This window comes from Ensifer sp. 22460, assembly GCF_052044935.1.
Taxonomy (GTDB): Bacteria; Pseudomonadota; Alphaproteobacteria; order Rhizobiales; family Rhizobiaceae; genus Ensifer.
The window spans coordinates 101,865-125,606 of record NZ_JBQENZ010000026.1; the positions used below are offsets into that span (position 1 = coordinate 101,865).

At 59.3% G+C, this 23,742-nt stretch carries 21 protein-coding genes; 11 read left to right on the forward strand and 10 right to left on the reverse strand.

Annotated features, from left to right (window positions below; all coding sequences use genetic code 11):
* Positions 1-315 precede the first annotated feature (315 nt).
* The 5 genes from ltaE to ACTJKM_RS27460 all read left to right on the forward strand — a co-directional run bounded on the left by ltaE (position 316) and on the right by ACTJKM_RS27460 (position 5,331).
* Positions 316-1,350, forward strand: a complete 1,035-nt coding sequence (gene ltaE, locus ACTJKM_RS27440; protein ID WP_440661385.1) for a low-specificity L-threonine aldolase — start codon at positions 316-318, stop codon at positions 1,348-1,350.
* A gap of 452 nt (positions 1,351-1,802) precedes the next feature.
* Positions 1,803-3,305: an NAD-dependent succinate-semialdehyde dehydrogenase gene (locus tag ACTJKM_RS27445; RefSeq protein WP_162752516.1), complete on the forward strand. Its 1,503-nt coding sequence runs from the start codon at positions 1,803-1,805 to the stop codon at positions 3,303-3,305.
* Between the two features lie 109 nt (positions 3,306-3,414).
* Positions 3,415-3,768, forward strand: coding sequence for a cupin domain-containing protein (locus ACTJKM_RS27450; protein ID WP_113398643.1), 354 nt, complete (start codon positions 3,415-3,417; stop codon positions 3,766-3,768).
* A 204-nt stretch (positions 3,769-3,972) separates the two neighbouring features.
* Positions 3,973-4,821: a GNAT family N-acetyltransferase gene (locus tag ACTJKM_RS27455; protein WP_440661386.1), complete on the forward strand. Its 849-nt coding sequence runs from the start codon at positions 3,973-3,975 to the stop codon at positions 4,819-4,821.
* A gap of 147 nt (positions 4,822-4,968) precedes the next feature.
* On the forward strand, positions 4,969-5,331 hold the full coding sequence (locus ACTJKM_RS27460; protein ID WP_440661387.1) for a hypothetical protein: 363 nt from the start codon (positions 4,969-4,971) through the stop codon (positions 5,329-5,331).
* Positions 5,332-5,746: 415 nt separating this feature from the next.
* On the opposite strand, the gene ACTJKM_RS27465 is transcribed toward ACTJKM_RS27460, so the two are convergent.
* The 3 genes from ACTJKM_RS27465 to ACTJKM_RS27475 form a co-directional block, all read right to left on the reverse strand.
* Positions 5,747-6,454 (reverse strand): GntR family transcriptional regulator, encoded by a 708-nt coding sequence (locus ACTJKM_RS27465; protein WP_440661388.1) that lies wholly within the window; start codon positions 6,452-6,454, stop codon positions 5,747-5,749.
* A gap of 78 nt (positions 6,455-6,532) precedes the next feature.
* Positions 6,533-7,903, reverse strand: coding sequence for an aspartate aminotransferase family protein (locus ACTJKM_RS27470; protein ID WP_113398639.1), 1,371 nt, complete (start codon positions 7,901-7,903; stop codon positions 6,533-6,535).
* Between the two features lie 8 nt (positions 7,904-7,911).
* Positions 7,912-8,913: a phosphotransferase gene (locus ACTJKM_RS27475; RefSeq protein WP_113398638.1), complete on the reverse strand. Its 1,002-nt coding sequence runs from the start codon at positions 8,911-8,913 to the stop codon at positions 7,912-7,914.
* Positions 8,914-9,517: 604 nt separating this feature from the next.
* Here ACTJKM_RS27475 and ACTJKM_RS27480 point away from each other — a divergent pair.
* Complete coding sequence (locus tag ACTJKM_RS27480; RefSeq protein WP_113398637.1) at positions 9,518-10,207, forward strand: haloacid dehalogenase type II; 690 nt, start codon at positions 9,518-9,520, stop codon at positions 10,205-10,207.
* 234 nt (positions 10,208-10,441) lie between these two features.
* Here ACTJKM_RS27480 and ACTJKM_RS27485 read toward each other — a convergent pair whose 3' ends face one another.
* The 6 genes from ACTJKM_RS27485 to ACTJKM_RS27510 form a co-directional block, all read right to left on the reverse strand.
* Positions 10,442-11,764 (reverse strand): NAD(P)/FAD-dependent oxidoreductase, encoded by a 1,323-nt coding sequence (locus ACTJKM_RS27485; RefSeq protein WP_113398636.1) that lies wholly within the window; start codon positions 11,762-11,764, stop codon positions 10,442-10,444.
* 19 nt (positions 11,765-11,783) lie between these two features.
* The gene (locus tag ACTJKM_RS27490) at positions 11,784-12,209 is read right to left on the reverse strand and encodes a RidA family protein (protein ID WP_113398635.1); all 426 of its coding nucleotides are present in this window, start codon (positions 12,207-12,209) and stop codon (positions 11,784-11,786) included.
* On the reverse strand, positions 12,209-13,387 hold the full coding sequence (locus ACTJKM_RS27495; protein ID WP_113398634.1) for an alanine racemase: 1,179 nt from the start codon (positions 13,385-13,387) through the stop codon (positions 12,209-12,211). Before ACTJKM_RS27495 ends, ACTJKM_RS27490 begins: the two co-directional genes overlap by 1 nt.
* Positions 13,388-13,465: 78 nt before the next feature.
* Complete coding sequence (locus ACTJKM_RS27500) at positions 13,466-14,191, reverse strand: 4-hydroxythreonine-4-phosphate dehydrogenase (protein ID WP_440661391.1); 726 nt, start codon at positions 14,189-14,191, stop codon at positions 13,466-13,468.
* A gap of 11 nt (positions 14,192-14,202) precedes the next feature.
* On the reverse strand, positions 14,203-15,177 hold the full coding sequence (gene pdxA / locus ACTJKM_RS27505) for a 4-hydroxythreonine-4-phosphate dehydrogenase PdxA (RefSeq protein WP_113398632.1): 975 nt from the start codon (positions 15,175-15,177) through the stop codon (positions 14,203-14,205).
* Positions 15,174-16,319 carry a four-carbon acid sugar kinase family protein gene (locus ACTJKM_RS27510; RefSeq protein ID WP_440661406.1) on the reverse strand — a complete coding sequence of 382 codons (1,146 nt, stop codon included), beginning with the start codon at positions 16,317-16,319 and terminating at the stop codon, positions 15,174-15,176. The genes pdxA and ACTJKM_RS27510 overlap by 4 nt, the downstream gene beginning before the upstream one ends.
* On the opposite strand from ACTJKM_RS27510, the gene ACTJKM_RS27515 reads away from it, so the two are divergent.
* Positions 16,318-17,361, forward strand: a complete 1,044-nt coding sequence (locus ACTJKM_RS27515) for a LysR substrate-binding domain-containing protein (RefSeq protein ID WP_440661392.1) — start codon at positions 16,318-16,320, stop codon at positions 17,359-17,361. The genes ACTJKM_RS27510 and ACTJKM_RS27515 overlap by 2 nt on opposite strands.
* Positions 17,362-17,482: 121 nt before the next feature.
* Here ACTJKM_RS27515 and ACTJKM_RS27520 read toward each other — a convergent pair whose 3' ends face one another.
* The gene (locus ACTJKM_RS27520; RefSeq protein WP_113398630.1) at positions 17,483-18,151 is read right to left on the reverse strand and encodes a FadR/GntR family transcriptional regulator; all 669 of its coding nucleotides are present in this window, start codon (positions 18,149-18,151) and stop codon (positions 17,483-17,485) included.
* A gap of 215 nt (positions 18,152-18,366) precedes the next feature.
* Here ACTJKM_RS27520 and ACTJKM_RS27525 point away from each other — a divergent pair, with 215 nt between their 5' ends.
* The 4 genes from ACTJKM_RS27525 (at position 18,367) to ACTJKM_RS27540 (ending at position 23,673) form a co-directional block, all read left to right on the forward strand.
* On the forward strand, positions 18,367-20,037 hold the full coding sequence (locus tag ACTJKM_RS27525) for an ABC transporter ATP-binding protein (protein ID WP_113398629.1): 1,671 nt from the start codon (positions 18,367-18,369) through the stop codon (positions 20,035-20,037).
* A 31-nt stretch (positions 20,038-20,068) separates the two neighbouring features.
* Positions 20,069-21,739 (forward strand): peptide ABC transporter substrate-binding protein, encoded by a 1,671-nt coding sequence (locus ACTJKM_RS27530; protein WP_440661407.1) that lies wholly within the window; start codon positions 20,069-20,071, stop codon positions 21,737-21,739.
* 72 nt (positions 21,740-21,811) lie between these two features.
* A complete protein-coding gene (locus ACTJKM_RS27535; RefSeq protein WP_113398627.1) occupies positions 21,812-22,762 on the forward strand; it encodes an ABC transporter permease in 951 nt (316 codons plus the stop codon).
* Positions 22,763-22,794: 32 nt separating this feature from the next.
* A complete protein-coding gene (locus ACTJKM_RS27540) occupies positions 22,795-23,673 on the forward strand; it encodes an ABC transporter permease (protein WP_113398692.1) in 879 nt (292 codons plus the stop codon).
* Positions 23,674-23,742: the final 69 nt, after the last annotated feature.

Genomic DNA, 23,742 nt, shown 5'->3' on the forward strand with positions numbered 1-23,742 from the left:
GTAGGACAAGAGGGCAACGTTCCGCACGTTGTCTCCATGGAAGACTGCAGCCGCATGCTGTGAAGGCGAGGCAGCATATGTGACGTCACAGGGCCGCAGGCGATTGCAGACAGGCCGCGAGAGATCGAGCCAAAGATCGATGTTGCAGGTGGTGGCCAAAAGCAGTTGCAACGCACATATGGCGCCATGACTCGACGCGGCTAGATCGCATGATTGGTGATCCTCTATCACCATAATCCGTCAGTTTATTTCGATAGTCCGAGCCTATCCTCTCGCTAGTATAACCAATACAGCCAAACCGATAGGGTCCCGATCATGCAAGCCAATGCTATCCGTCTCGACTTCCGTTCCGATACGGTCACCCGCCCAACCGCGCAAATGCGCGCGGCGATGGCGGCCGCCGAGGTGGGCGACGATGTGTTGGGGAATGATTTCACGGTTAAGGCGCTCGAAACGCGCATTGCCGAGTTGTTCGGCAAAGAAGCGGGGCTGCTGCTGCCGACCGGTACCATGGCCAATCTGGCCGCGATCATTAGCCATTGCCAGCGCGGAGAGGAATACCTCTGTGGAAATGAGGCCCATACCTATCTGTGGGAAGCTGGGGGCGCCGCCGTGCTCGGCTCGGTCCAGCCGCAGCCTTTGCCGGTCCGCGCGGATGGGACGATCCACCTCGACGACCTTCACGCGGCCGTCAAGGCGGACGATCCGCATTTTGCGGTCACACGACTTGTCACGATCGAGAATACGTTCGTGGGGCGGGTACTGCCGCGAGGTCATCTGGACGAGGTCGTCGAGTTTGCACAGGATCGGAAGCTCGCCACTCATCTTGATGGTGCGCGGATATTCAACGCGGCCGTGGCGCTCGACGTGGATGTCGCTTGTTTGGCTGAGGGTTTTGATAGCGTGTCGGTGTGCCTCTCAAAGGGGCTCGGGACGCCGCTCGGATCAGTGCTCGTCGGGGATGTCAGGTTGATCGGGCGGGCACGCCGTTGGCGCAAGATGCTTGGCGGAGGGATGCGGCAGGCAGGAATAGTTGCGGCGGCGGGGCTGTACGCCCTCGACCATCATGTGCAACGTCTCGCCGACGATCATGCCAACGCCAAGGCTCTCGCCAAAGGATTCTCGGAAATCACAGGACTGACGGTTAAACCGCCGCAGTCCAACATGGTTTTTGTTGAGCTCGCGCCCGAGCTGGCGACGCGGCTATCCGAGGCGCTGCGTGAGCGCGGCATTGCGGCGAGTTTTTGGCCAGGTGGGCGAATGCGCTGGGTCACCCATCTCGACGTCGATCGTGTCGCCGTGGACGAGGCTATCGCAGCGGTGCGCGAGGTCACTCAAAGTGCTAGATGAAGACCCCGGCGAGTTGAACAAGGCAAGGTGCGCGCTCGTTCCAGGGCTGCTTCATCCTAAGAAGGAAGCAGGCCTCTTCTGAATCGAAAACGGTGCGGGAATTTGCGGGCGGGTGCTGCGCAGCGGACCTCGCCCTTGCCCACCTATCAGCGTCATGGCGTTTGAGGCAGCTGCATCAAACTGAAGCCGAGAGGCGGCTTATCAAGTAGGGCAGGAGCGCTTCCAAAAGCCCCGCATGAAGCTAATCACGTCGACCAAGAAAGCTCCTTTCGCAGGCGTTCTCCCTTTAGCTAGGAGAGAGAGAACGCCTGCCATTTCTAGCTCCTTTTTCACGCAGCGGGAGCACGGTTTCAAAAATTCGAAAATAATCCGCGAGACCAATTTGATCTATATTGACACCAATCGCTAAACCAATTCTATATTGATCGCACAACGATCCTGATTGGTAGCGAATGGTGGTGAACGTGAAAGCAACTCCTACACTTGAAACAAGCCGTGCGACTGCGCAGGCGGCTGTAGCATGCGAAGCTCCCACTCAACTCTTCATCGGCGGCGAATGGGTTTCGGCAAAGAGTGGCCGGACCTTTGATGTGATCGATCCTTCGACTGCTGAAGCAATTGCGACAGTTTGTGACGGCGACATCCCGGATGCAATGGCGGCCGTCGACGCGGCGGAAAAGGCAGCTGCCGCCTGGAAAGCAACTCCGCCGCGCCGGCGCGCGGATGTTCTCATGAAGTGTTTTCACCTTCTTCTCGAACAGGCAGAGTGGCTGGCGCAACTGATAACGGTAGAAAACGGCAAGGCGCTCCCCGACGCGAGATCGGAAGTCGCCTACGCGGCCGAGTTTTTCCGCTGGTATGCCGAGGAGGCTGTGAGGGCTCCCGGTGAATTTGGCTCAGCCCCTTCGGGCGCAAACCAGATCATTGTGAGCCATGAGCCGATTGGTATCGCCGTATTGGTAACGCCGTGGAATTTCCCGGCAGCGATGGCGACGCGAAAAATTGCTCCGGCATTGGCTGCAGGCTGCACGTGCATCCTGAAGCCGGCAGCCGAGACGCCTCTGACGGCGCTCGCGATCGGAGAACTCATGCGGCAGGCAGGTGTTCCTGCCGGAGTGGTCAACATCGTTCCCACGAAAAAAGCCGGCCCTGTGGTTAGCGCAATGCTGCATGACAAGCGGGTCCGGAAGCTGTCTTTCACCGGCTCGACCGGCGTTGGCAGGATACTGCTGCGCGAGGCCGCGGACCAGGTCATCAGTTGTTCAATGGAATTGGGCGGCAACGCGCCTTTCATTGTATTCGATGATGCCGACCTGGAAACGGCGGTCGCCGGCGCAATGGTTGCAAAGATGCGCAACGGCGGTGAGGCTTGCACGGCCGCAAACCGCTTCTACGTTCAAAAGGGAATTTCTGCTGACTTCATTCGGCGCTTCGCGGAGGAGATGGCAGCGCTCAACGTCGGACCGGGACTGGCACCCGATACGCAGCTTGGCCCACTGATCACCGATGCCGCTGTGACCAAGGTGGGGCGTCTGGTAGACGATGCGATCGCCAAGGGAGCCCGGCTGGTGACGGGGGGTAACAGGCTGAGTGGCGAGGGTTTCTATTATTTGCCAACCGTTCTCGCCAATGTCTCTCCGGACGCCGAGATACTTCGCGAAGAAATCTTCGGTCCGGTTGCGCCAGTGATTGTGTTTGATACCGAGGACGAGGTCGTCGATTTGGCCAACGACACCGAATACGGGCTTGTGTCCTATATCTTCAGCCGAGACCTCAAGCGTGTGCTTGCAGTCGCCGGCAGACTTGAGAGCGGGATGGTCGGAATTAACCGCGGTGTCGTTTCCGACGCTGCGGCGCCGTTCGGCGGCATGAAGCAGAGCGGCCTCGGGCGCGAAGGCAGCCATCACGGCATGCTCGAATACCTCGAAACGAAGTACATTGCGGTGACCTGGTAGGTCGTCGCGAGCAACGCTGGTTACCAGTTGGCGATCACGTGCCGACGTCAGGCAGGCTCGAAACACGGAATAATGCCGCAGGGATCTGCCGCAAGAATAGGAGAGATGAATGTCCCTATTGAAAACCATCGACCCGAATCCATCCTTCGAGCCGAAGCATAGAACAGCCGAGCCGGATCGCCTGATTTCGGGCAGCCCCGCTTTCAAGACGTGGCTCCAGGACACCGCCAAGGATGGCAAGGTCAATACCGGTGTTTTCGAGGCGACGCCCGGTGAAACGCACTCCATCAAGGGCGAGACGTTTGAATTTTGTCATCTTGTGCATGGTGTAATCGAACTGACGGAGAATGGTAAGGACCCGGTCATCTATCGCGCGGGCGACAGCTTCGTGATGAAGCCGGGCTACGTCGGGGTTTGGAAGACAATCGAGACTGTGCGGAAGATCTTCGTCACCGTTACGTGATCATTCGAGCAACCGATGCCGTTTTACGATGCGGCAGGCAAGCCGTTCGGTCGGCGCCTCTTGAAATCGGATGGGCGGTTTATTCCGCCCGCCGTCTTTACGCGGCTTATTGTATCCGTGTCGCTCGTCCGGCCAGGAATCTCGATTCTGGCCGCGGCTTCATAGACCCGTCGCTCTTGTCACTGGAGAGCCAGAGACCCACGAATGGATGAACTGATGCCAACGGAATCGATCGTTCTTGCGCCTTTCGAGGCTCACCATTTGGGCGGAGCCCTCGCGCTGTCGCGTGCAGCGGGCTGGGCGCACAGGAGGGAAGACTGGGAAATAATATGGTCTCTGAGCGAGGGACGCGTTGCGCTTGGGAGCGACCGGGTTGTGGGTACCGCCCTCATGACCCCCTTCGGCGACACTTGCGCGGCCATTAACATGATTATTGTCGACGAAAGCCAGCGTGGCCGGGGCGTGGGAAGAAAACTTACCACCGCCGTGTTGGAACTCGCTGGTGATCGTGAATGCCGATTGACGGCGACGAATGACGGCTTGCCTATTTATGAAAAACTGGGATTCGTCGCGACGCACCAGATTGTCCGCCACCAAGGGGTCGCCAGTCACGTCGACGCCCCAAAATATGTTGACTGGGTCGGGCCCGAAGCGCTGCCGGAAATCAAAGCGCTCGATCGTGCGGGATTCGGGGCCGACCGTGACTCGGTACACAATGCTCTGGCGAAGGAGGGTAGTTTCGCCGCCATCCGGAAAGGTGATCGTATCGTCGCATTTGCGGCAACGCGGTTGTTCGGAAAGGGTGAAGTCGTGGGGCCTGTCGTTGCGGAAAACTCGGAACAGGCTAGGGACCTGCTTGCCTTCGTCCTCTCCAGCAAGAAAGGTCGCATTGTGCGAGTCGATATCCCCGAACAGACCGGCCTTTCGTCACCGCTCGAAGACTGGGGGCTGCCTCGGGAGGGCACCGTCGTTGCGATGGTCCGCGGCGCTTCGGGTCAATCTGAAACACGGGCCGTTCAAACTTTCTGTCTTGCGAGCCAGGCTATTGGCTGATTAGACGTCGCCACCATCGACGTGGTCATCGTCGATGCCGCAATGCCGCGACCGCGGCCGTTAGATGTTGGAAGGGGCGCTTGCTGAGGCGGGAGCGCCACCTGCTATCTGGTGACGACGCAGGAAGGTCTTCCGCTCTAGGAGAAGGTGGGTTTCGCTGCGACTGGCGAGACCGTGCAGCACCTGGGTGAGCCGTTGCGGGTGGAGGCGCCGGCCCATGTAACATGGAGCGAGAGCGGCGATCATGCCAACTTGGTGGCGCTGGATCGCGAGGCAAGCGGCCATGACCGTACGGCACTGATAAGTTCACTGTCGTTCGCGATGACGGCGAGATTCAGGACTTCGCTCCATCCGGATTTGGCCGTGGGCTGGTCATCGGCCCGGTGGCAGCGAGAAACGATTCCGAAACCAAGGCCCCTGATCGATTTCCTGCTCGCCCATCACCAGGGCAGGTTCGTCCGTCAAACCCACGTACACCGCAACTACGCGCTTCTGGCGAGCTCCCGCTGATGAGGATTACGCGGATGTTGGTGATGTGGTGAGTTGGGCAGGTCGCTATGAAAATCGCATTACGATCGTGGCGCGCGAGCTGGTTCATGCGCGGTGTCATTGCGCCTGATCTTTGACGCTGCATTGGGCCGTGCCGAACCCGCGTTGACCGTTCCGCGGCATTTGCCATCCCCGCCGAAAGGCAGATGTGTCGTGATCGGCACGAGCGCGCCCGGTGTTTTCGACGCCAACGAAAGCATCGCGATCACCTGCGATCGCCCATCTTCCATCGAGCGCCTTTCCGGTCTGGCACCGGCCGTCACTGCGCCTTCGGCGCCATGCGATTGGCGTCGACGCCGGAACTACGCCGAAAAGCAGGCTCTGGCGGAGTCGGAGAGAAAGCATCCGAAACGGTGCTTGCTGCGCGGAGCGCTGCTCAGCGTTGATCGAGCAACTTGATCTGGAGATCTTCCCAGTGCTCCTGGAACGCGTCCCGCGCCGTATCGTAGTGGCGGCTTCTCAAGCTGTTGATGAGCCGCTCGTGTTCTTCCGCCATCTCTTCGGCGGTGGCGTAGAAATCCTGCCGCTGTGCGAGGAGGAGCTCGATCTCGCCCTCGAGGTCCGAATAGGTCCGCTTCAGCCGAGCGCTACCGCTGGCGGCGATGATCGCGCGGTGGAAGTCGCGGTCCGCAGCAACCAGCAGGGATCTGTCGGAGGACAGAGTCGACCTGTGCATGACGTCGACCGCGTCCAGCGCCTGAGATGGGATGACGCCGGTCAGCACTATCAGACGAATGGCCTCGCCCTCGATGGCGCCGCGCACGCGCGTGATATCGACAATATCGTCTGGTCCGAATTCGGGCACCACAAAGCCTCGGTTCGGTATCTGACGCAGCAGGCCCTGGGTGACGAGCACCTGGGCTGCTGTACGGAATGTGTGTCGCGAGGTCGAATGCTCTTCGCACATCTTCACGTCGCGGAGGAACTCGCCAGGTCGGAAATCCCCCGACAAGATGCGCCGTCGCAAGGCATGGGTAAGGATTTCCACCGCGCTGGTGGGCAAGGGCTCGACGTTCATCTCTGGATCTTCGACTTGATTCTCGGCGGGCTGCGGCGGCATGGCTTGTCTTTGTTCATTGATCATGTTCGTCTACCTACGCCACATGCGGCGGCGTAGGGCAAGGGAGATGATATTGTGCCTCCTGGGCGCATGGTGGCGGTCCTAGATCTGCACGGACCGAAGCACCTCGTCGACGCCCTCGAGCAGACGCACCGCGTTGGCCGATGTGAAGATGAGCGGGGGCCTGATCTTCAGGATATGCGCGTCCGCTCCCGTCGCGGAGATGAGGATGCGCCGGTCGCGCAAGGCATTGACGGCTGCAAGCGCACGGTCCATGTCCGGCGTTTTTCGGTCTCTATCCTTGACGAGTTCGACGGCGAAATAGAGGCCGGCCCCGCGAACATCGCCGACGAATTCATATTTCTTCTGAAGGTCCCGGAGGCCGTCGAGGATTTCGCCGCCGACCTTGACGGCATTGTCCAACAGGCCTTCCTCGAGGATCGTGTCGAGCACGGCTCTTGCAGCGGCGATAGCGACGGAGTTGCCGCCAAACGTATTGAAGTAGCGCATGCTGGATCCGAATTCGGCAACGAGTTCGGGCCGCAGCACCACGCCGGCAACGGGATAGCCGTTGCCCATGGGTTTGCCCATTGTGACGATGTCCGGATCGACCTTGTGACGGCTGTGGCCCCAAAGATGGGTACCGGTTCGCCCGAATCCGGATTGCACCTCGTCGGCAATGAACAGGCCGCCAGCCTTGCGCACAACTTCCGCCACTGGCGCCAATACGTCCGTCGGATCGACGTAGAGACCATCGGAGGAGAAGACGGAATCCGCGATGAAGGCCGCTAGGCCGCCGCCATGCCGCTCCATGTCGGTGATCTGCCGCGCGACATCCTCCGCCATCCGCCGGCCGATTTCCTCGACGGGCAGGCGATAGGAATCCGGCGCGGCGACCGTGCGAAGATAGGGATCCAGAGCCGACCTCCTGCCGAGCGACGGCGAGATTGCCGCCACCGCGCCGCTGTTGCCGTGATAGGCTTCCGCCGTGACGATGACGCCGGTCTTGCGTGTGTGGTAACGCGCGATCCGCAAGGCGAGATCGTTGGCTTCCGAGCCCGTGCATGTGAACATCGCGCATCCGGTCCGGCCGAGTTCGCCACCGAACGTATTGATCAGGGCTTCGGCATAGTCCAGCAGCGGCTCCTGCATGTAACGCGTGTGGGTACAGAGTATCTCGAGCTGCTTCTGGATCGCCTCAACGACACGCGGATGAGAGTGACCCAGCGACACCACGTTGTTGTAGGCGTCGAGATATTCGTTGCCGTGCTTGTCATAGAGGAAGACGCCCTTCGCACGGGAGATCTCAACCGGGGACTTGTAGAAGAGCCGATAAGCTGGCCCGAGGAGCCTTTGCCGCCTGGCGACATGCGCCAGATCTTCACTTGTGAGATGAGACGTGTCCTGAGGGTTGAAGCCATTTGGCATGTCGCCACGGAAGCCCTTGGGCAGGGTAGTCGCCTGTTTGGACATTGCTGTTCCTATCGTGTCAGAAGATCGGAAATCTGTGCGGTCGAAATTGAGTGGAACCACTCGAGATGGGCCCAGCCGGCTTCGGTATTGCGCAGGATATAGCGGCTATTCTCGGGGAAGATCTCTGCGCGCCAGCTCGTCAGCAGCGCACGAACCGCAAGACGTCCCATCGATAGGAAGGGAATGAGCCGGAGCTCCTCCTCCGTCAGTTCGGCGTGGCGGAGATAGCCTCGCAGAAGGTCGCGCGGTTCGTCGAACAGGTCGCGCCGGTTTCCATGGTCGAAGGCTTTTGGCATCTGGTTCATCAACGCCGTGGAGACATCGACGGCGATGGCGGTACGGACCGCATCGCCGAAATCGATTACGCCGGTCAGGAAGTGCGGACTAGCATGATCGACGACCAGGTTCGACGTGTTGAAGTCGTTGTGGAGCACTTGCCGCCGGCACAGGTCGAGCTTCGGCTTGATTTCGGCAAACCGCTCGAGCGCACGGACGGTCCAGGTCCGCTTGCCGCCCTCAGGGATAAAGCTCAACAGATTGGTGAGGTCGAGCAGATGGGTGACGTCCCAGGCCACCGCACGGCCGTCTGCGGGGTGCGAGAAATCGGCCATGGAATGACGCAGCTTTGCCAGGATTTCGCCGATCCGTTCGCGCTGTGGGGCTGTGCAAGATGTCCGGTCGAGGGGAGTTCCGGCGAGGAAGGTGATGAGCCGCACCACTCGCCGCTCGCCGGCACTCGTAGTGACGATGGGCAAATCCGCGCCGCCGACGTCGCGAAGTGTGCGGGGGATAGGTAGATCAGGGGCCCGCTCCTCGAGGTGACGCATCAGCGCGACCTGGAACTCGAGCTCCGCCATCCGCTCAGAAGGATGAGCGATCTTTAGCACAAACTTCCCTCGGGCGGCGCAGTCGAGGAGGAACGTGTCGTCTTTCTCGGTTTCAAAGCGCGTTGCCGAGCCCCGCACGCCATATAGCCGCTCGGTGATTTCTTCGGCTTCCGTAGCGCCCACGGGATGGCACGCGTCGGAGAGCTCAGGGACGCGGGCTGGCCCACACTGATGCTTATGACCCATCTTCAACTCATTTCAGATCCTGCCTCGAGAATGGGCAGCTCGATGCGAGGCAGTATCTCACATTCCAATTTTTGTACAACAATTTATTTTTCCCGATCTAGGTGATTGATCTTTTCGGGTGGATGGCGATTGGCGACAGAGCGGAATGTTCTGATGAATTCGCACAAAAATAAGCTAATACTATCAACAATATACGGTAATATTGGTCGCGGCTTGGGTGCGGTGCACTCAAGTTGCCGGACAGTTGCAGGGCGATCGAGCATGAAAAATTGTTGGACAATTAGTTGCCATCGCCACCAAGTTATGCCAGTGTGCTCCCACTGGTCGGAGTGCAGCAAAAAGTTCGAGTGCTCCGCTTGGGTGGATTGGCCCGGTATCAACAAAGGCGGAGGAAATGACCAGTTACGGATTCGCAAAGGTATCTGCGCCGCTGCCGCATTGCGGTCTATTGGAACCGCGACCTCTTTAGACAGGCGGCATGCCGCTACGATGACCTTGGATAGGCACACGGTGCCATGAAACATTGGAAGGAATACACGCTATGACTCAATTTCGACCGAAGTACGTGACCTTCGACTGCTACGGCACGCTCACCAATTTCGATATGGCCGGCGCTGCGCGACGCGTCTACGGCGAGCGCCTCTCCCCTGAAGCGATGGCCGCCTTGGTCGAGGCTTTCAGGGGCTATCGCCTTGACGAGGTGCTAGGGCCGTGGAAACCTTTCCTCGAAGTGGTGCACAATTCAATCGAACGCAGCTGCAAACGCATTGGTATCCCGTTCAAACCCGAAGACGCCCAACGCATCTATGACGAGGTGCCAACCTGGGGTCCGCACCCGGACGTCCCGGCTGGCCTGTCCAGAGTGGCCAAGGAAATTCCGCTGGTCATCCTGTCGAACTCCATGAACAGCCTGATCATGTCGAACGTTGATAAGTTGGGCGCGCCCATCCATATGGTAATCACGGCAGAAGAAGTCGGGGCATATAAACCTCTGATGAAGGGCTTCGAATACATGCTCGACAGGCTCGGCTGCGGACCGGAAGATATTACTCATGTGTCCTCATCCTTCCGCTACGACCTGATGACCGCCTATGACCTGGGCATCAAGAGCAAGGTCTGGGTCAACCGCGGCCATGAGCCGGCCAATCCCTTTTACGAATACACCGAGATCAAGGATATCGGCGGGCTAGCCGCCGCCGTTGGCCTGGAGCCAGCCCTCAAGCGCGCCTGAAAACAGGGCTCAGGCGCTGTTGCTACGATGAGACCGGGGCGGTCCGTTCGCCCCTTCTCTTTAACGTTCGAAGGTGAGCAAGCATGGCCTTTCGGACACTCCTCTCGTACGCGTGGCCGGCCGTCCCGGGGCACTTCTGAACCCCCTGGTTCCTGCCGCTGGTCGGTATGTATAACAAGATGCTGGACAGCGTCGGCTAGGAAAATCTTGTCCTACACTGGCCTTCCGGCACGATCAGAGACCGCCTACCTCGACTCTGGAGCCGTCAAAGAAGCGCGACAGCCGGAAGGGCGTGGGATCGACGCAGGGTCTATCGTTAGCAACTAGATCAGCGGCGAGGCGGCCGATGCCCGGACCAATGCCGAAACCATGGCCGGAACCGCCCGCGGCCAAATAAAGGCCTTTCACATGATCGGACGCCGAGATAACCGGTACCGCGTCCGGTGTGCAATCCACATAGGCGCCCCAACTGTCAGCGAGTTCGATACCCGTAAGCGCCGGGAACTGCTCGGTGACGCCCTTTAGAATAGCCGCGACCGTCCGGCGGCTCGGTCTTGGATCGAGAACACGGATCCGCTCGAACGGCGAAGGCGTATCCTTGTTCCAGCTCGCCAAGGCTTCCGGTCCATGGAACATGGACCTGCCGACGCCAATCTGGACCGCTTTCAGGCGCTTCAGAAACATGGGCATGAACCAGCGCGCATAGCGGAGACCTTGTGGCGTGATATCCAAGGTCGCCCTGCCGCTGATAGCAAGCGTATAACTGCCGTCCAACCTGCGGGTCAGCGAGCACTCCGGCGTGTAGATCGCCTCGCCGAGATTGGTTGTTGGCCGCGTACGAATCGCGGTCTGGCGCACGCTTGCCTGCGGGAATTGAACGCCGTGCTGGCGGCAGAACAAGGATGTCCACGCACCGCCGGCGTTCAGAACTGCCTGCGACCTGATAAGCCCTTTTTCGGTGATGACGCCCGCAACTGCACCATTGACGATATCAAGACCTCGTGCAGCGCATTCCTGGTGGATAGTCGCTCCGAACTTGCGGGCACCATTCGCAATCGTCGGCGCCGCAATGGCCGGCTCCCCCTTGCCATCATCGACTGAATGGACGCCGCCGAGCCAGCGGCGACCTTGCGCCGGAATTCTGTCTTGCGCCTCCCGGGCAGTTAGCATCTTCGTATTGACGTTGAATTGCCGGGCAAGATCAAGCCATCGTTCCCATTCCGCCAGCTGCTGCGGGTTGTCTGTCGCATAGAATAGGCCGCATTGGCGGAAGCCGACGTCCTCGTCGATTTTGGCAGCAAACTGGTCCCACGCCTGCATGGAAATCCCTGAGAGCGGCAGTTCGCGTTCATCCCGGTTTTGCCGGCGGCACCAGCCCCAGTTTCGGCTGGACTGCTCACCGCCGACATAGCCCTTTTCCACCAAAGCAACGGAAAGCCCCCGCTCTGCGAGAAAAAATGCCGCCGACGCACCAATAATGCCGCCGCCGATGACGACGACGTCGGCCCTCGCGGGAAGCTCTTGATCGCTCTGTATGCGTTTGAGGAGTGGTGACATCGTGGCTGACCTGAATTGATTAGTCGGAGCTGTTTTCTGCCTGCCGCGCAGGAGCGTCTTGCGCGAGCACGGCGATGGCGTCGATCTCGACGAGATAGCCGTAGTGGAGTTCGGGTACCGGAACCACGGTGCGCGCCGGGCGCGCCTCTGCCAGCCGCGCTGCATAAACCTGGTTGAAGCGCGGCCAGTTGCTGACGCCAACGATGTAGGCGGTCACCCTGACGAGATCGTCCGGGGTTCCGCCTGCGGCTTCCAGAACCGCCAGCATGTTCTCGATGGCCTGCCCCGCCTGCGTCTCGAACCCATCGTCGGGAAGCGGCGCCCCGTCCGGCCGGATTGGGAGCTGCCCTGATATATAAAGATGCTGGCCCGCCAGCTTCGCGTGGACATAATGACCGGCAGGGCTGGGCGCGCGATCTGTATTCACGTTTATGATGTTCGACATCACCAGCCTCCGAAGCGCGGCCAGCAGGCCTCGACAGCGTGCGAGCGACTGCGGACCACATGATAGGCTTCGTGCTGGGCAGCGGCCGCGCATGCGTGGTTCGGCAGGATCCTCACCCGGTCTCCGATCGCCAGATCGGGCAGGCGAGCGTCCGAGCCGGGCCGCACGGCGATGATACCGTGCTCCTGGTTCGCATCGGCAACGATGATGTCCTGGTAGGCACTGCCGTCGATATCACAGACGAGGCCATATCCCTGGTCGACGGCTTGCTTGCCGGTTCCACGGTCGCGCGACAGCGACATCCATCCGCCATCAGTTATGATCCAACCCTTCTCGCGCTGGTGTCCGATAACCGTAGCCAGAACGCTGAGCGCGATGTCATCGACGTGGCAAATGCCGATGCCTGCCATCACCAGATCGAAGAACACGAACACGCCGGCGCGGACTTCAGTCACCCCGGTCAGATCCTTCGCATGATGGGCCGTCGGCGTCGAACCGACGCTGACGACCGGGCACGGCAGACCCGCACTGCGAAGAAGCTGCGCGGCTTCAACAACGGCCAACCGCTCCGCTTGTGCATAGTGGTGCTGCGCCTCGTCGCCTCCACCTTTGTAGCTGTCGCCGGCATGGGTCAGAACGCCACGCAGCTCCGCCCCTGCGGCCAGGACCTTCCCGATCTCCAGCAACTGAGCGTGATTATTTGGCACCACACCCGAGCGGTGGCCATCGCAGTCGATCTCGATCATGGCTGGGATCCGCATTCCGGCCTTTCGGGATGCCGCGGCAACCGCCTCCGCCTGCTCAACAGTATCGAGTACCACCACGAGATCGACGCCCTTGGCGCGCAGTTCGACGACACGTGCGAGCTTCTCCGGGGCGATGCCGACCGCATAGATCATGTCGCGAACGCCATCGGTCGCGAACTGCTCGGCTTCCTTCAGCGTGGAGACGGTCGCCGGCCCCTCGGGCGCACTCATGACCCGCCGGGCCACGTCAGTTGACTTCGCGGTCTTCAGATGCGGTCGAAGCGACACACCCAGGCTATCGAGCCGGTTCCTGAGCCGCGTTATATTCCGGTCCATCCGGTCCGCGTCCAGAACCAGACAGGGCGTTTCCAGCGTCTCAAGAGTGGTCGTGGCCGCCAAGCGAGAGGAGGGGTCGAACGTCGCTAGATCCATGTATCTGATCTCCAAAATCGAAATTCACCTTGTCGCTAAATCGTAAAGATAGCAATTAATGGTCGGTGAAGGTTCGATTCAGCCAGCTGTTAATGGTGACAGCGCAATATCACCCGCATCAGCCTGAATCCGCGTGAGTACGTCGATCTCCTTCTCGATCTCAAACCGCAGATTGGAACTGCCTGAAAATGCGCCATTGAAAGCCGCCGTGCCGATAGTAAACCCTGCTGCGCCAGATCGTACCACGGCCGCCATCCTTTCAGGACTGTCGATCGATCCGGCAACCACTACAGGCTTCTCGACGGCTTCGCACACGCGCGTCATCAACGCTTCGACATCTCCGTTGAAGCGATAGGCGAGCAGATCGAGACCGCTGACACCGTCGATCGCAGCCAATTGCCGAGCACTGTCCACAATTGTTTCGATCGTCCCTTCGAGCTTACTCGGGTGTCCCACGATCTTGCCGGGGAACGGATAGTACTGGATGTTCCTCCCAGCAATGACTGGCAAAACGACATTTGGTCTGGTTCCACCCATCAAGATGTGGACATCAAGGTCGACCGCGGCCTGCGCCGACCGTCGCTCGCTTTCCTCGTCGAGGCTGACCACTTCGAGATAGAGCGTGGCGCCCGCCGCCTTGATCGCTGAAGCAAGGACCAAAAGTTCATCGAACGGCAGACCGATATCCTTGAATCCCACATGCGTGATTCCGGCGGCAAGCACATCCTTGAGGCGGTCGGCCGCGTTGGCAACGGTCCGATCCTGATTGGTCAGCATGAAAATGAAGTTGGGAGTCTGTGGCATCGAAAGCGCTCCTAGATTGCGTTGAGAAGCAGAGCCTGATCGAAGGCATGGCGAAGAGAGGAATGGTCGGCCGTGCCCTGGCCCGCGATGTCGAATGCGGTGCCGTGATCGACGCTGGTACGGATGAAGGGCAAGCCGATGGTGACGTTGACGCCGTTGTCGATCCCGAGATACTTGACCGGAATGAGCCCCTGGTCGTGGTATTGTGCAACGACGATATCGAACTCGCCCTTGCGGGCCCGCATGAAAATCGTGTCTCCGGGCCAAGGACCGGACGCGTTTATTCCAAGTTCCTGAGCGCGCTTGATCGCCGGCGCGATGATGTCGAGATCTTCGCGTCCGAACATGCCGTTTTCACCGGCATGGGGATTGAGGCCGGCGACTGCAACGCGAGGCGAGGCGATGCCATAAGCCTTGCCTGCCCTGTGTGCCAGTTCGATTGTTCTGAGCACCGAATCCTGCGTCACCAGATCGATTGCGTCGCGCAACGACACGTGGATCGTCACCAGAATGACACGCAATTCGTCGTTCGCCAGCATCATCGCGAACTTGTCGGTCCCCGATCGTTCAGCAAGGATTTCGGTGTGGCCGGGATAATCGAGCCCGCCCTTCCTCATTGCTTCCTTATTGATCGGCGCGGTCACGATCGCCCCAATGTTTCCTGCCAGCGCTTCGTCGATCGCTCTCACGACATAGTCGTAGCTCGCGCGGCCGGCGCGAGCGTCCACCTGACCGATTGGCATATCGTCCGGCAGCTCTGAGACGTTGAGGACGGGTATGAGCGTCGCATCTCGGATTGCCTCATCGACCGACGCGACGGGCTGCACTTGGAGAGGAAGAGCCAAGGCCCGAACCGCGCGTTCCATCACCTTTGCGTCGCCGATCACCACCGCTTGCTCCGGCAGTCCGTCCGCGAAAACGCGCGCGATGATTTCCGGGCCGATTCCACAGGGATCGCCCATCGTTATGCCTACAGGCTTCTTCATTTCTTATCTCCAAGCCAGAGGCCCCGAAGCAACTCGGCTGATTTCAGCAGGATATTGGACGAGCCGAAGCCGCCCGCCTTTGTGATGATGTGAATAGGATGGGGACCGGTCGTGCGTCCCACCGGGATGCCGGGTTCCACCTCGCCGAAAAGATTGACAGAGCCTATCTCAAGTTCGCTCAGCACGGATTCGGCGGTGTCACCGCCAGTCAGGAAGAGTCCGGTCACCGGATGATGCTCCATGATCGCGCGGACAGCCTTGCCAAGTGCGATTGCGATGGAGCGAGGATCGGCGGAAGCTCCACGGTCCGACGTGGTCAGAATAACATCACCGCTGGTTCCGGACTGTCTGTATTGGGCAGCGGTGTTTTCGGCAGCGAGGTCGGCAGAGCGAGACGCCACCTCGGCATCGATGATGATCTGCCGGACGTTGTCAGTGCTCATCAGCCGTGAGCATTGCTCACGGCTCAGGGGGTTGACGCTGCCAATGACGAAGAGATTGAGCGGCGCCGCGAGGGGCAACAGTGTGGTGTCATCGGCGCGACCCACAAAGTCTGCCAGTGCGATTGCCAGTCCTGGAGAACCGCACCAAAGGATGGACTTCGGATCCGCCGCCGATTTCACCAGCCGGGCCAGATCCTCCTGCGTGGTCGCATCGGCGATCAACAACTCCCGGTGATCTGCGGTCAGCTCGCCGGACTTCAATACACGGATTTCTTCAAGCCCAAGGTGGCGGATTTCGGCCTCTGGGATATCCCGAAACAGAGCCCGAAGATGGGAGTCCGCTACGGGGTGGAGCGGGTCCTTTGCAAACTCGGTTTCCTCCAACGGCACGCCATGAAGAAGCTGGCGCCCTCCTTCAGTAGTGCGTCCACCTGCAGGAAAAGCTGGAGCGACGATTGCGATGGTCCGGCCAGACGCCGCGAGCGCGGCTGTTATCTCAGCTCCAACGTGGCCGCGAATGGTGGAATCAACGGTATTGTAAAGGATTTCTGCGGACGCCAGGCTTTGTGCCGCCTGCGTTGCTCGATCGACAGCGCCCTCAATGGATGCTGCGCGACTTGCCTTGTTGACGGAAACGATCGCGACATTTTCAGGCGAGGATCGCCGGTAGTCGGTGAAGACAAGGCATCTGTGCCCCATGCTCACAAATGGTCCAGCACCATCCGTTGCGCTCGTCAAATCGTCGGCCAGGATTCCCACCTTCAACATCGCTATCCTATCGGTTTTGTGTGACGATAAGGATATTAGCGCTATTGCTTTTGCCGGAAAAACGATCAATTCTGACCGAAATCCGTCACTTTATTTCACAGATATGGCCGCACGATTCCCATCCTTATCCGCGCTTAGAGTATTTGAAGCAGCTGCACGGCATTTGAATTTCGGGCGTGCCGGCGACGAATTGTTCGTCACGCACAGCGCCGTCAGCAAGCAGATCCGTTTGCTTGAGGAAGACTTGGGAGTGGCCCTTTTTGAACGAAGAAACAGGGCCGTTTTTCTGACCGACCCAGGGCGGCGTCTGCTAAGGACGATGAGCGAAGTGTTTCGCCAGATCAGCGAGTGTTGCGACGAAATCAAGGGTGGCGGTTCGGCACCGCTTGTACTCTCATGTGAACCGACATTCACGCAGCGCTGGTTGATCCCGCGCCTTCCGCTGTTTAACGCACTTCATCCTGAGATTGAGGTTCACGTCTTGGCCGCCGGCGGCCCTGTGAACTTCGACAGGAGCCATATTGATCTGGCGCTACGGAGAAGCGATTTCAGCTGGCCGCCGGAACTGTTTGTGGAAACGGTAGTCGAAGAGCGTGTCGGCCCCGTGTGCGCGCCAAGGCTGTTGGCTTTCGGCGGAGATGGAATCCTCTGCCTCCCTCGCATTCATTCGGCCACCCGTCGAGATGCGTGGACGCGGTACATCTCCGACAACCAGATCGCAGATCCAAATCCCCCCGGCAGCCAGGTCTTCGAACATTTCTATTTGAGTATCGAGGCGGCAATCGCTGGGCTGGGGGCCGCGATCGGCCCAGAGCCGCTCGTCGCCGACGCTGTGGAAAGCGGGCAACTGGTGGCTCCCCACGGGTTCTCCAGCAACGGCTACAGCTACATCTTGTTGAGCCGACTTCCTTTCGAAGGCGATGCTAGAAAACGAACCTTCCTCTCCTGGCTTCGACGACAGTTTGGATCCTGAAGGCCCCAGTTTGGCAAGACTGCGAGGCCGGCCTGGATTATCGTCTCGATCGGTGACTTAGCGGATCTCAGCCGCTACGGTGGACATGCATTAAGCGTCAATACCAGTTGCAAACCAAGTCTCAGATGCTCGGGCCGAGAATATTGGTTCTGGCTTCGATGATGTGGTCGTACATTTTTCGCTCGGACTCCCTGCTGTCACGATCTTTTATCGCGTCGAGAATCGCCTGATGGCTGACGATATAGGCCGTCATGCGCTCAGAGGTCAGCGACTGTTCTTTCATTTTTCCCCAAAGGTTTCCCGCCCGTACAGCGTGAATACCTTCATAGAGCGAGGCAAGAAGACCGTTACGCGCGGCTTGAACGATGATGCGATGAAAGACGGCGTCCCACTTCTCGAATTCGCCCAGAGATTCCGACGCGCTGCCTCGGGCGATCGATTTCTGCATTTCTTCCACTTCCTGTCTGGTCGCACGTAAGGCTGCCAATGCTGCGATCTTGGGCTCTATGATCAGTCTCGCTTCGAAGACTTCCGCCGGATAGGTGCGCAACGTGTCTCCGTCACTGCTTGCCGGGCGGCGAAGAGCGCTGGAACCTACGCCGCTGCCGGCGATAAAGGTCCCCCTGCCGACATGCCGGATTAGGCGTCCTTCCTTCTCCAGCGAACTGAGCATCCTTCTAAGGGCGGTACGCGGCAGCCCCAGTTTCAGCGCCAAGTCGCGCTCAGGAGGCAGTCGATCCCCAGGCTCCAGACCTTCCGCCTCGATGAAATCCTTCAACACCACGCTCATGTGCCCTCCGATAAAAAATTGCGAAACCAATTTGATCTATATTGACACCAATGGCAAGACCAATCTTATATTAGTCGCGGAACCAAGGCAGATTGGTTGCGAATGGCGCTGAAATCAAGGGAACAAGCTGTGCGCCGCTCAAGTAGTATGAGCAGCACGCGTAAGCAGCGACAACACTTCAGTCAATAAGCGGCGTAGAAAAGGGAGATATATCGATGGCGGTTTCGACCGAAGCTATTACAGCAGGCGATGCAGCGCTTTCGGTGCGTGCCCTGACAGTCGACCTGCCGAAAGGCATGGAACGGGCTCATGCCGTCGAAAATCTATCCTTCGACCTTAAGCGTGGTCAGATCCTTTGCATCATCGGCGAGTCCGGATCGGGTAAGTCGGTAACCGCAAACACCATTATGGGTCTCTTGCCCAAGGTTATTCCGGTCTCGTCGGGTGCGATCAATCTCGATGGAACGACCATAGTCGGCGCGCCGGCAAAAAAGCTGCGCCAGCTGCGTGGCCGCGTCGTGTCCATGATCTTCCAGGATCCTCTTTCGGCGCTCAACCCGCTTATGACGGTTGGCGAGCAAGTTACGGAAGTGATGGCCGCGCATGGAGTGGGTACCAAGGTTTCGCGCCGTGACCGCGCCCTCGAACTGCTGACGGAAGTCGGCCTTCCCGATCCGGCACTGATGTACCAGCAGTATCCGTTCCGGCTTTCCGGTGGTCAGCGCCAGCGCGTCATGATCGCGATGGCGCTGGCTCTTGAGCCGACGGTGCTGATCGCAGACGAACCCACCACAGCCCTTGACGTAACCACGCAGGCGCAGATCCTGAAGCTTATCCGTGACATTCAACGTCGCAAGGATATGAGCGTCATGTTCATCACCCACGACTTCGGCGTGGTGGCTGAAATTGCCGACAGCGTCGTGGTTATGGAGAAAGGGCGGATTGTCGAGCAGGGCACCGCCGATCAGGTTCTCAAATCCCCCAGCCACCCATATACCCAACGCTTGATCGCAGCCGTTCCGCGCCTCACGGGCGAGGACAGAAAGCTCAAGGTGCAGACGAGCGACAAGACAATCCTGACTGTCAATGGATTGTGCAAGACCTATCGCAGCGGTAGCGCGTTGTTTGGTAGCCAGCGCGTCGTGCCGGCGGTACAGGACGCCTCATTCACCTTGGCTGCGGGCCGAACCCTTGGAATTGTCGGCGAAAGTGGTTCCGGAAAATCGTCGTTGGGGCGACTCCTGGTCAAACTTCAGGACAGCGACAGCGGTCAGATCCTGTTTGAGGGCAAGGACATCGTCAAGCTCTCTGAATCCGAGTTCCGGCCGCTGCGACCTCGGATTCAGATGATCTTTCAGGACCCCTTTGCCTCGCTCAATCCGCGATCTACAATCGGTCAGATACTGACCGTCGGGCCTGTTGCACATGGTATGCCCTACGCACAGGCGCGCGAAGAGGCTCGGGCGTTGCTATCGCATGTCGGTCTCGATGCGGGCGCCTTCGGCCGCTACCCGCACGAATTCTCGGGTGGTCAGCGCCAGCGCATCGGCATCGCGCGGGCCTTGATGTTCAAGCCCAAACTGCTGATTGCCGACGAAGCAGTCTCCGCGCTTGACGTGTCGATCCAGGCCCAGATCCTCAAGCTGCTTGACCAAATCCAGCGCGAGACGGGCGTATCAATGGTCTTCATCACCCATGATCTTCGTGTCGCCAGCCAGATCTGCGACGAAATTGCTGTGATGCAGAAGGGCCGGGTCGTCGAGCGCGGCCCGCCGTCTCAGATCTTCCTGAAACCGCAATCCGACTACACGCGTGAACTTGTGGCCGCAATCCCGGGAGAACGAGCCAGAGACACTTGCGAAAGTGCAATCAGATCGCGGCAGTAGATTCCTAACGAACAAAAAGAGAGGGAATGAAATGACAAAAGAGTCTATGACCAAAAGCAACATTTCTCGGCGCGACGCACTGCGCCTGATGGCAGCCGGCGGCATTGCATGCTTTGCCGCTCCCAACCTGATCGGCAAGCCTGACATTGCCCGGGCCGCCGACAAAAAACCTGCGGGTCGCGTCGTGGTCGGGCTTTCGCAGGAACCGACCGTTTTCAATCCGCTGATGGCCCATATAGAAACGGACGATGCGGTCCATTTTTCGCTCTTCGACGCCCTCTTTCGCATGGATCCGGGTGGCGTGCTCCAGCCCAATCTAGCGCTAGAAGTGCCCACGCAACAGAACGGCGGCATCTCGGCGGATGGCCTGAACTGGCGCGTTCGCCTGCGTGACGATGTTCGCTGGCATGACGGCCGGCCGTTTACGGCTGAGGACGTGAAGTTCACCCTTGAACTGATCACCAATCCGAAATTCCGCGCTTGGCGTACGGGCGGCCATTCGCTGGTGCGTGACCTCACGGTGGTCTCGCCAACTGAAATCACCTGGCGCATGGAGCAGGTTTTCGCCCCTTACCTGTCGTTTCTCACCGAAACCTTCATCGTGCCAAAGCACCTTCTCGAGAAGGAAGCTGATCCGAACGCAGCAGCCTTCAATCAGGCACCCGTTGGCACCGGCGCCTTCAGGTGGAGCCAGCGTGTGGCCGGCGACCATCTCGAACTGGCGGCGAACCCGGATTATTTTGGCGACGGTCCGTATGTCGAACGGGTTGTATTCAAATACATTCCTGACCAGACGGTGCTCTATACCCAGTTCAAGAGCGGGGACATCGACCTCACAGACCAGGCGTACATCACGCCCGACCACTACGACGAGGCCAGCAAATTGCCGGGCCGTGTGGTGAGCCTGGTGGCCGGTTCCTCCGTCGAGTCGTTCTATCTCAATCTCGAGCGGCCGCAGTTTAAGGAACTTGCGGTGCGTCAGGCACTCTATGCTGCGATGGACAGAACAGCGATCATCGACGCCGTCTATTACGGCGTCGTGACACCGACCGAGACCTTCATGCCGAAGGAGTCGTATTATTTCAATCCGGACCTTCCGACCCAGAAATTCAATCTCGACGCCGCACGCAAAATCCTCGACGACGCCGGCTGGGTGCCGGGTTCGGACGGGATCCGCGAGAAGAATGGAGTGAAGCTGGCGTTCAACAACTCGACGACATCCGGCAATAACCTCCGCGAGCAGGTGCAGCAGTTCCTGCAGCAGACATTCGCCGAAATTGGTGTCCAGATGACGATCTCGAATTTGCCGGCTGCCGTTATGTTCGGCGAGTTTTGGCTGAAGTCACAGTTCGACACGGCAATCTCGGGTGTTACGCATCTAATTGCCGCGGACCCCGATGCAACCAACCGTCTTGCGAGCAGCGCGATTGCCGCGAAGGGCGGAAAGGGATCGAACGTCGGCCAATATTCCAATCCGGAAGTGGATGCGCTGCTCAAGAAGGGTGCCCAGACCTTCGATCCGGAAGCGCGTCGCGAAATCTATTACCGTATCCAGGAAATCGTGCGTCAGGACCTTCCCTTCCTTCCGCTGTTTGCCGCCACCTACGTGATCGGCACGAAGGAAGGCCTTGAGGGCTGGGAACCTAATTCGAACACGCGCACGGCATCCTGGCATGCTGCCGGCTGGCGCTGGAAGAGCTGAGTTGACCTCCCGTCGTCGCCGCCGCGACTCGCGGCGGCGACTTTTATTGGCGCTATCACAGGGAGAGCCTGAATGCGTAGCTTCCTACTCAACCGGTTCGCTCAGAGCCTCGTACTGCTCCTGATCGTCTCCGTCATCGGCTTCGTGGTCCTCAACCTGATTCCGGGCGGGCCCCTGGCACAATTCGGACTCGATGCGAGCATGACACAGGACGACTTGAACCGACTGGCGGAGCAGTTGGGCCTGAACCGTCCTCTGTGGATGCAATATCTGGATTGGGCCTGGCGCCTGTTGAGAGGAGACTGGGGCCACTCATTCCGCGACGGAGCGCCGGTTCTCGAGGTGATTGGACGACACCTCATGGCAACGCTGCTGCTGATGGGATCGTCCACGGTGATCGCGATCGCCATCGGTACGTGGATCGGTGTTCGCGGCGCCATAAGGCGTTATTCGGTTTTCGACTACATGGCCACGGTCGGTGCGATGGTGGCCCTTTCGATCCCGACTTTCTGGTTCGGACTGATCGGGATCTACGTCTTCTCGCTCAAACTTGGCTGGCTGCCAGCCGGCAACATGTACACGATCGGCGACGAATCTGTTCTGAACTATCTCCACCATCTTATTCTGCCGAGCGTCGTACTCGCGCTCGTGCATGTGGCCATCTGGAGCCGCTACATGCGAACGGCGACTCTCGACGTTATCAATCAGGAATTCATTAAGACTGCCCGCGCCAAAGGACTGAGTGAGCGGCGCATCCTGATGAAACATGTCATTGGCAATGCCCTCCTACCGATGATCACACTCCTTGGGATGCAGCTTCCTAGCGTCCTGACAGGTGCTCTGGTCACCGAGACGGTGTTTACCTGGCCGGGCATGGGACGCCTGTTTCTCGACAGCCTCGGTTACAGTGACTACCCGGTGGTGATGGGTTTGCTCATGTTCTCAGCGATCCTTGTCGTGGTGAGCAACTTCGCCGCCGACATCGTTGTCGCCATCATCGATCCCCGTATCCGTCTGAGTTAAGCGCCATGAACGCTCATCAGGAGTCAGCCATCATGACTGCCATTGCCGCAAATTCGCCCCGGGAGCGCTGGTGGAACAGCCGAACTGCGCACCGTTTCATGAAGCACCATCTGGCCCTCATCGGTATGGTGATGATCGCTCTCCTAACGCTTGCCTGCGTCCTGGGACCCCACTTGTTACCGTACGATTCACTCTATATCGATTTGCGCGCACGCTTCGCTCCGCCACTGACCGGTCAACATTATCTAGGCACAGACCCGTTGGGACGAGACCTGGCCGCCCGGCTGTTTATGGCTGGGCGCATTTCGCTCCTGGTCGGTTTCTCGGCGATGCTGTTGTCGACGCTGATTGGAACCCTTGTCGGCGTGGTGGCCGGATATAGGGGCGGGCTGGTCGGCACAGTTCTGATGCGTGCCGTGGATGGCTTTCTTTCCTTCCCATCCATCTTCCTCGTGCTTGCTCTTGCTGCTGCACTAAAGCCAAGCCCGATCATGATAACCGTCGTCATCGCTGCCACGAGTTGGATGGAAGTTGCCCGCATCGTCGAGGCCGAGGTCCGCTCTCTGCGCGAGCGTGAATTCGTGCTGGCCGGCCGGATGCTGGGACTGAGCGCAACGCACATCATGTTCCGCGAGATCCTTCCCAATGCCATGGGCCCGATCATCGTGGCGGCGACCCTGACCGTCGCCCGGGCGATCCTAATGGAGGCCTATATCAGCTTCCTCGGCTACGGAATTCAGCCGCCGCTGCCCAGTTGGGGCAATATGTTAAACGGCGCGCAGCAATATCTTGGGACGGCGCCGTGGCTGGCGATCATCCCCGGCGCGGCCATCACGATCGCTGTCACAAGCTTCAACTTTATCGGTGACGGGCTTCGCGATGCGCTCGATGTCCGCGGTGATCACAGCTGATTCTTATGCGCGAGCAGAAGAGACAGCCGCTAACGCGTCAAGCGATATCAGCGGAACACACCAGGCGTC

What these genes read in the sequence shown, in the direction of transcription:
- ACTJKM_RS27500 (WP_440661391.1), bottom strand. Translation starts at nt 14,191, where the DNA reads ATGCCACAGACTCCCAACTTCATTTTCATGCTGACCAATCAGGATCGG.
- pdxA (WP_113398632.1), bottom strand. Translation starts at nt 15,177, where the DNA reads ATGAAGAAGCCTGTAGGCATAACGATGGGCGATCCCTGTGGAATCGGC.
- ACTJKM_RS27465 (WP_440661388.1), bottom strand. Translation starts at nt 6,454, where the DNA reads ATGATCAATGAACAAAGACAAGCCATGCCGCCGCAGCCCGCCGAGAAT.
- ACTJKM_RS27445 (WP_162752516.1), top strand. Translation starts at nt 1,803, where the DNA reads ATGGTGGTGAACGTGAAAGCAACTCCTACACTTGAAACAAGCCGTGCG.
- ACTJKM_RS27495 (WP_113398634.1), bottom strand. Translation starts at nt 13,387, where the DNA reads ATGGATCTAGCGACGTTCGACCCCTCCTCTCGCTTGGCGGCCACGACC.
- ACTJKM_RS27520 (WP_113398630.1), bottom strand. Translation starts at nt 18,151, where the DNA reads ATGAGCGTGGTGTTGAAGGATTTCATCGAGGCGGAAGGTCTGGAGCCT.
- ACTJKM_RS27515 (WP_440661392.1), top strand. Translation starts at nt 16,318, where the DNA reads ATGCTCACAAATGGTCCAGCACCATCCGTTGCGCTCGTCAAATCGTCG.
- ACTJKM_RS27470 (WP_113398639.1), bottom strand. Translation starts at nt 7,903, where the DNA reads ATGTCCAAACAGGCGACTACCCTGCCCAAGGGCTTCCGTGGCGACATG.
- ACTJKM_RS27525 (WP_113398629.1), top strand. Translation starts at nt 18,367, where the DNA reads ATGGCGGTTTCGACCGAAGCTATTACAGCAGGCGATGCAGCGCTTTCG.
- ACTJKM_RS27530 (WP_440661407.1), top strand. Translation starts at nt 20,069, where the DNA reads ATGACAAAAGAGTCTATGACCAAAAGCAACATTTCTCGGCGCGACGCA.
- ACTJKM_RS27480 (WP_113398637.1), top strand. Translation starts at nt 9,518, where the DNA reads ATGACTCAATTTCGACCGAAGTACGTGACCTTCGACTGCTACGGCACG.
- ACTJKM_RS27485 (WP_113398636.1), bottom strand. Translation starts at nt 11,764, where the DNA reads ATGTCACCACTCCTCAAACGCATACAGAGCGATCAAGAGCTTCCCGCG.
- ACTJKM_RS27455 (WP_440661386.1), top strand. Translation starts at nt 3,973, where the DNA reads ATGGATGAACTGATGCCAACGGAATCGATCGTTCTTGCGCCTTTCGAG.
- ltaE (WP_440661385.1), top strand. Translation starts at nt 316, where the DNA reads ATGCAAGCCAATGCTATCCGTCTCGACTTCCGTTCCGATACGGTCACC.
- ACTJKM_RS27510 (WP_440661406.1), bottom strand. Translation starts at nt 16,319, where the DNA reads ATGGGGCACAGATGCCTTGTCTTCACCGACTACCGGCGATCCTCGCCT.
- ACTJKM_RS27535 (WP_113398627.1), top strand. Translation starts at nt 21,812, where the DNA reads ATGCGTAGCTTCCTACTCAACCGGTTCGCTCAGAGCCTCGTACTGCTC.
- ACTJKM_RS27490 (WP_113398635.1), bottom strand. Translation starts at nt 12,209, where the DNA reads ATGTCGAACATCATAAACGTGAATACAGATCGCGCGCCCAGCCCTGCC.
- ACTJKM_RS27450 (WP_113398643.1), top strand. Translation starts at nt 3,415, where the DNA reads ATGTCCCTATTGAAAACCATCGACCCGAATCCATCCTTCGAGCCGAAG.
- ACTJKM_RS27540 (WP_113398692.1), top strand. Translation starts at nt 22,795, where the DNA reads ATGACTGCCATTGCCGCAAATTCGCCCCGGGAGCGCTGGTGGAACAGC.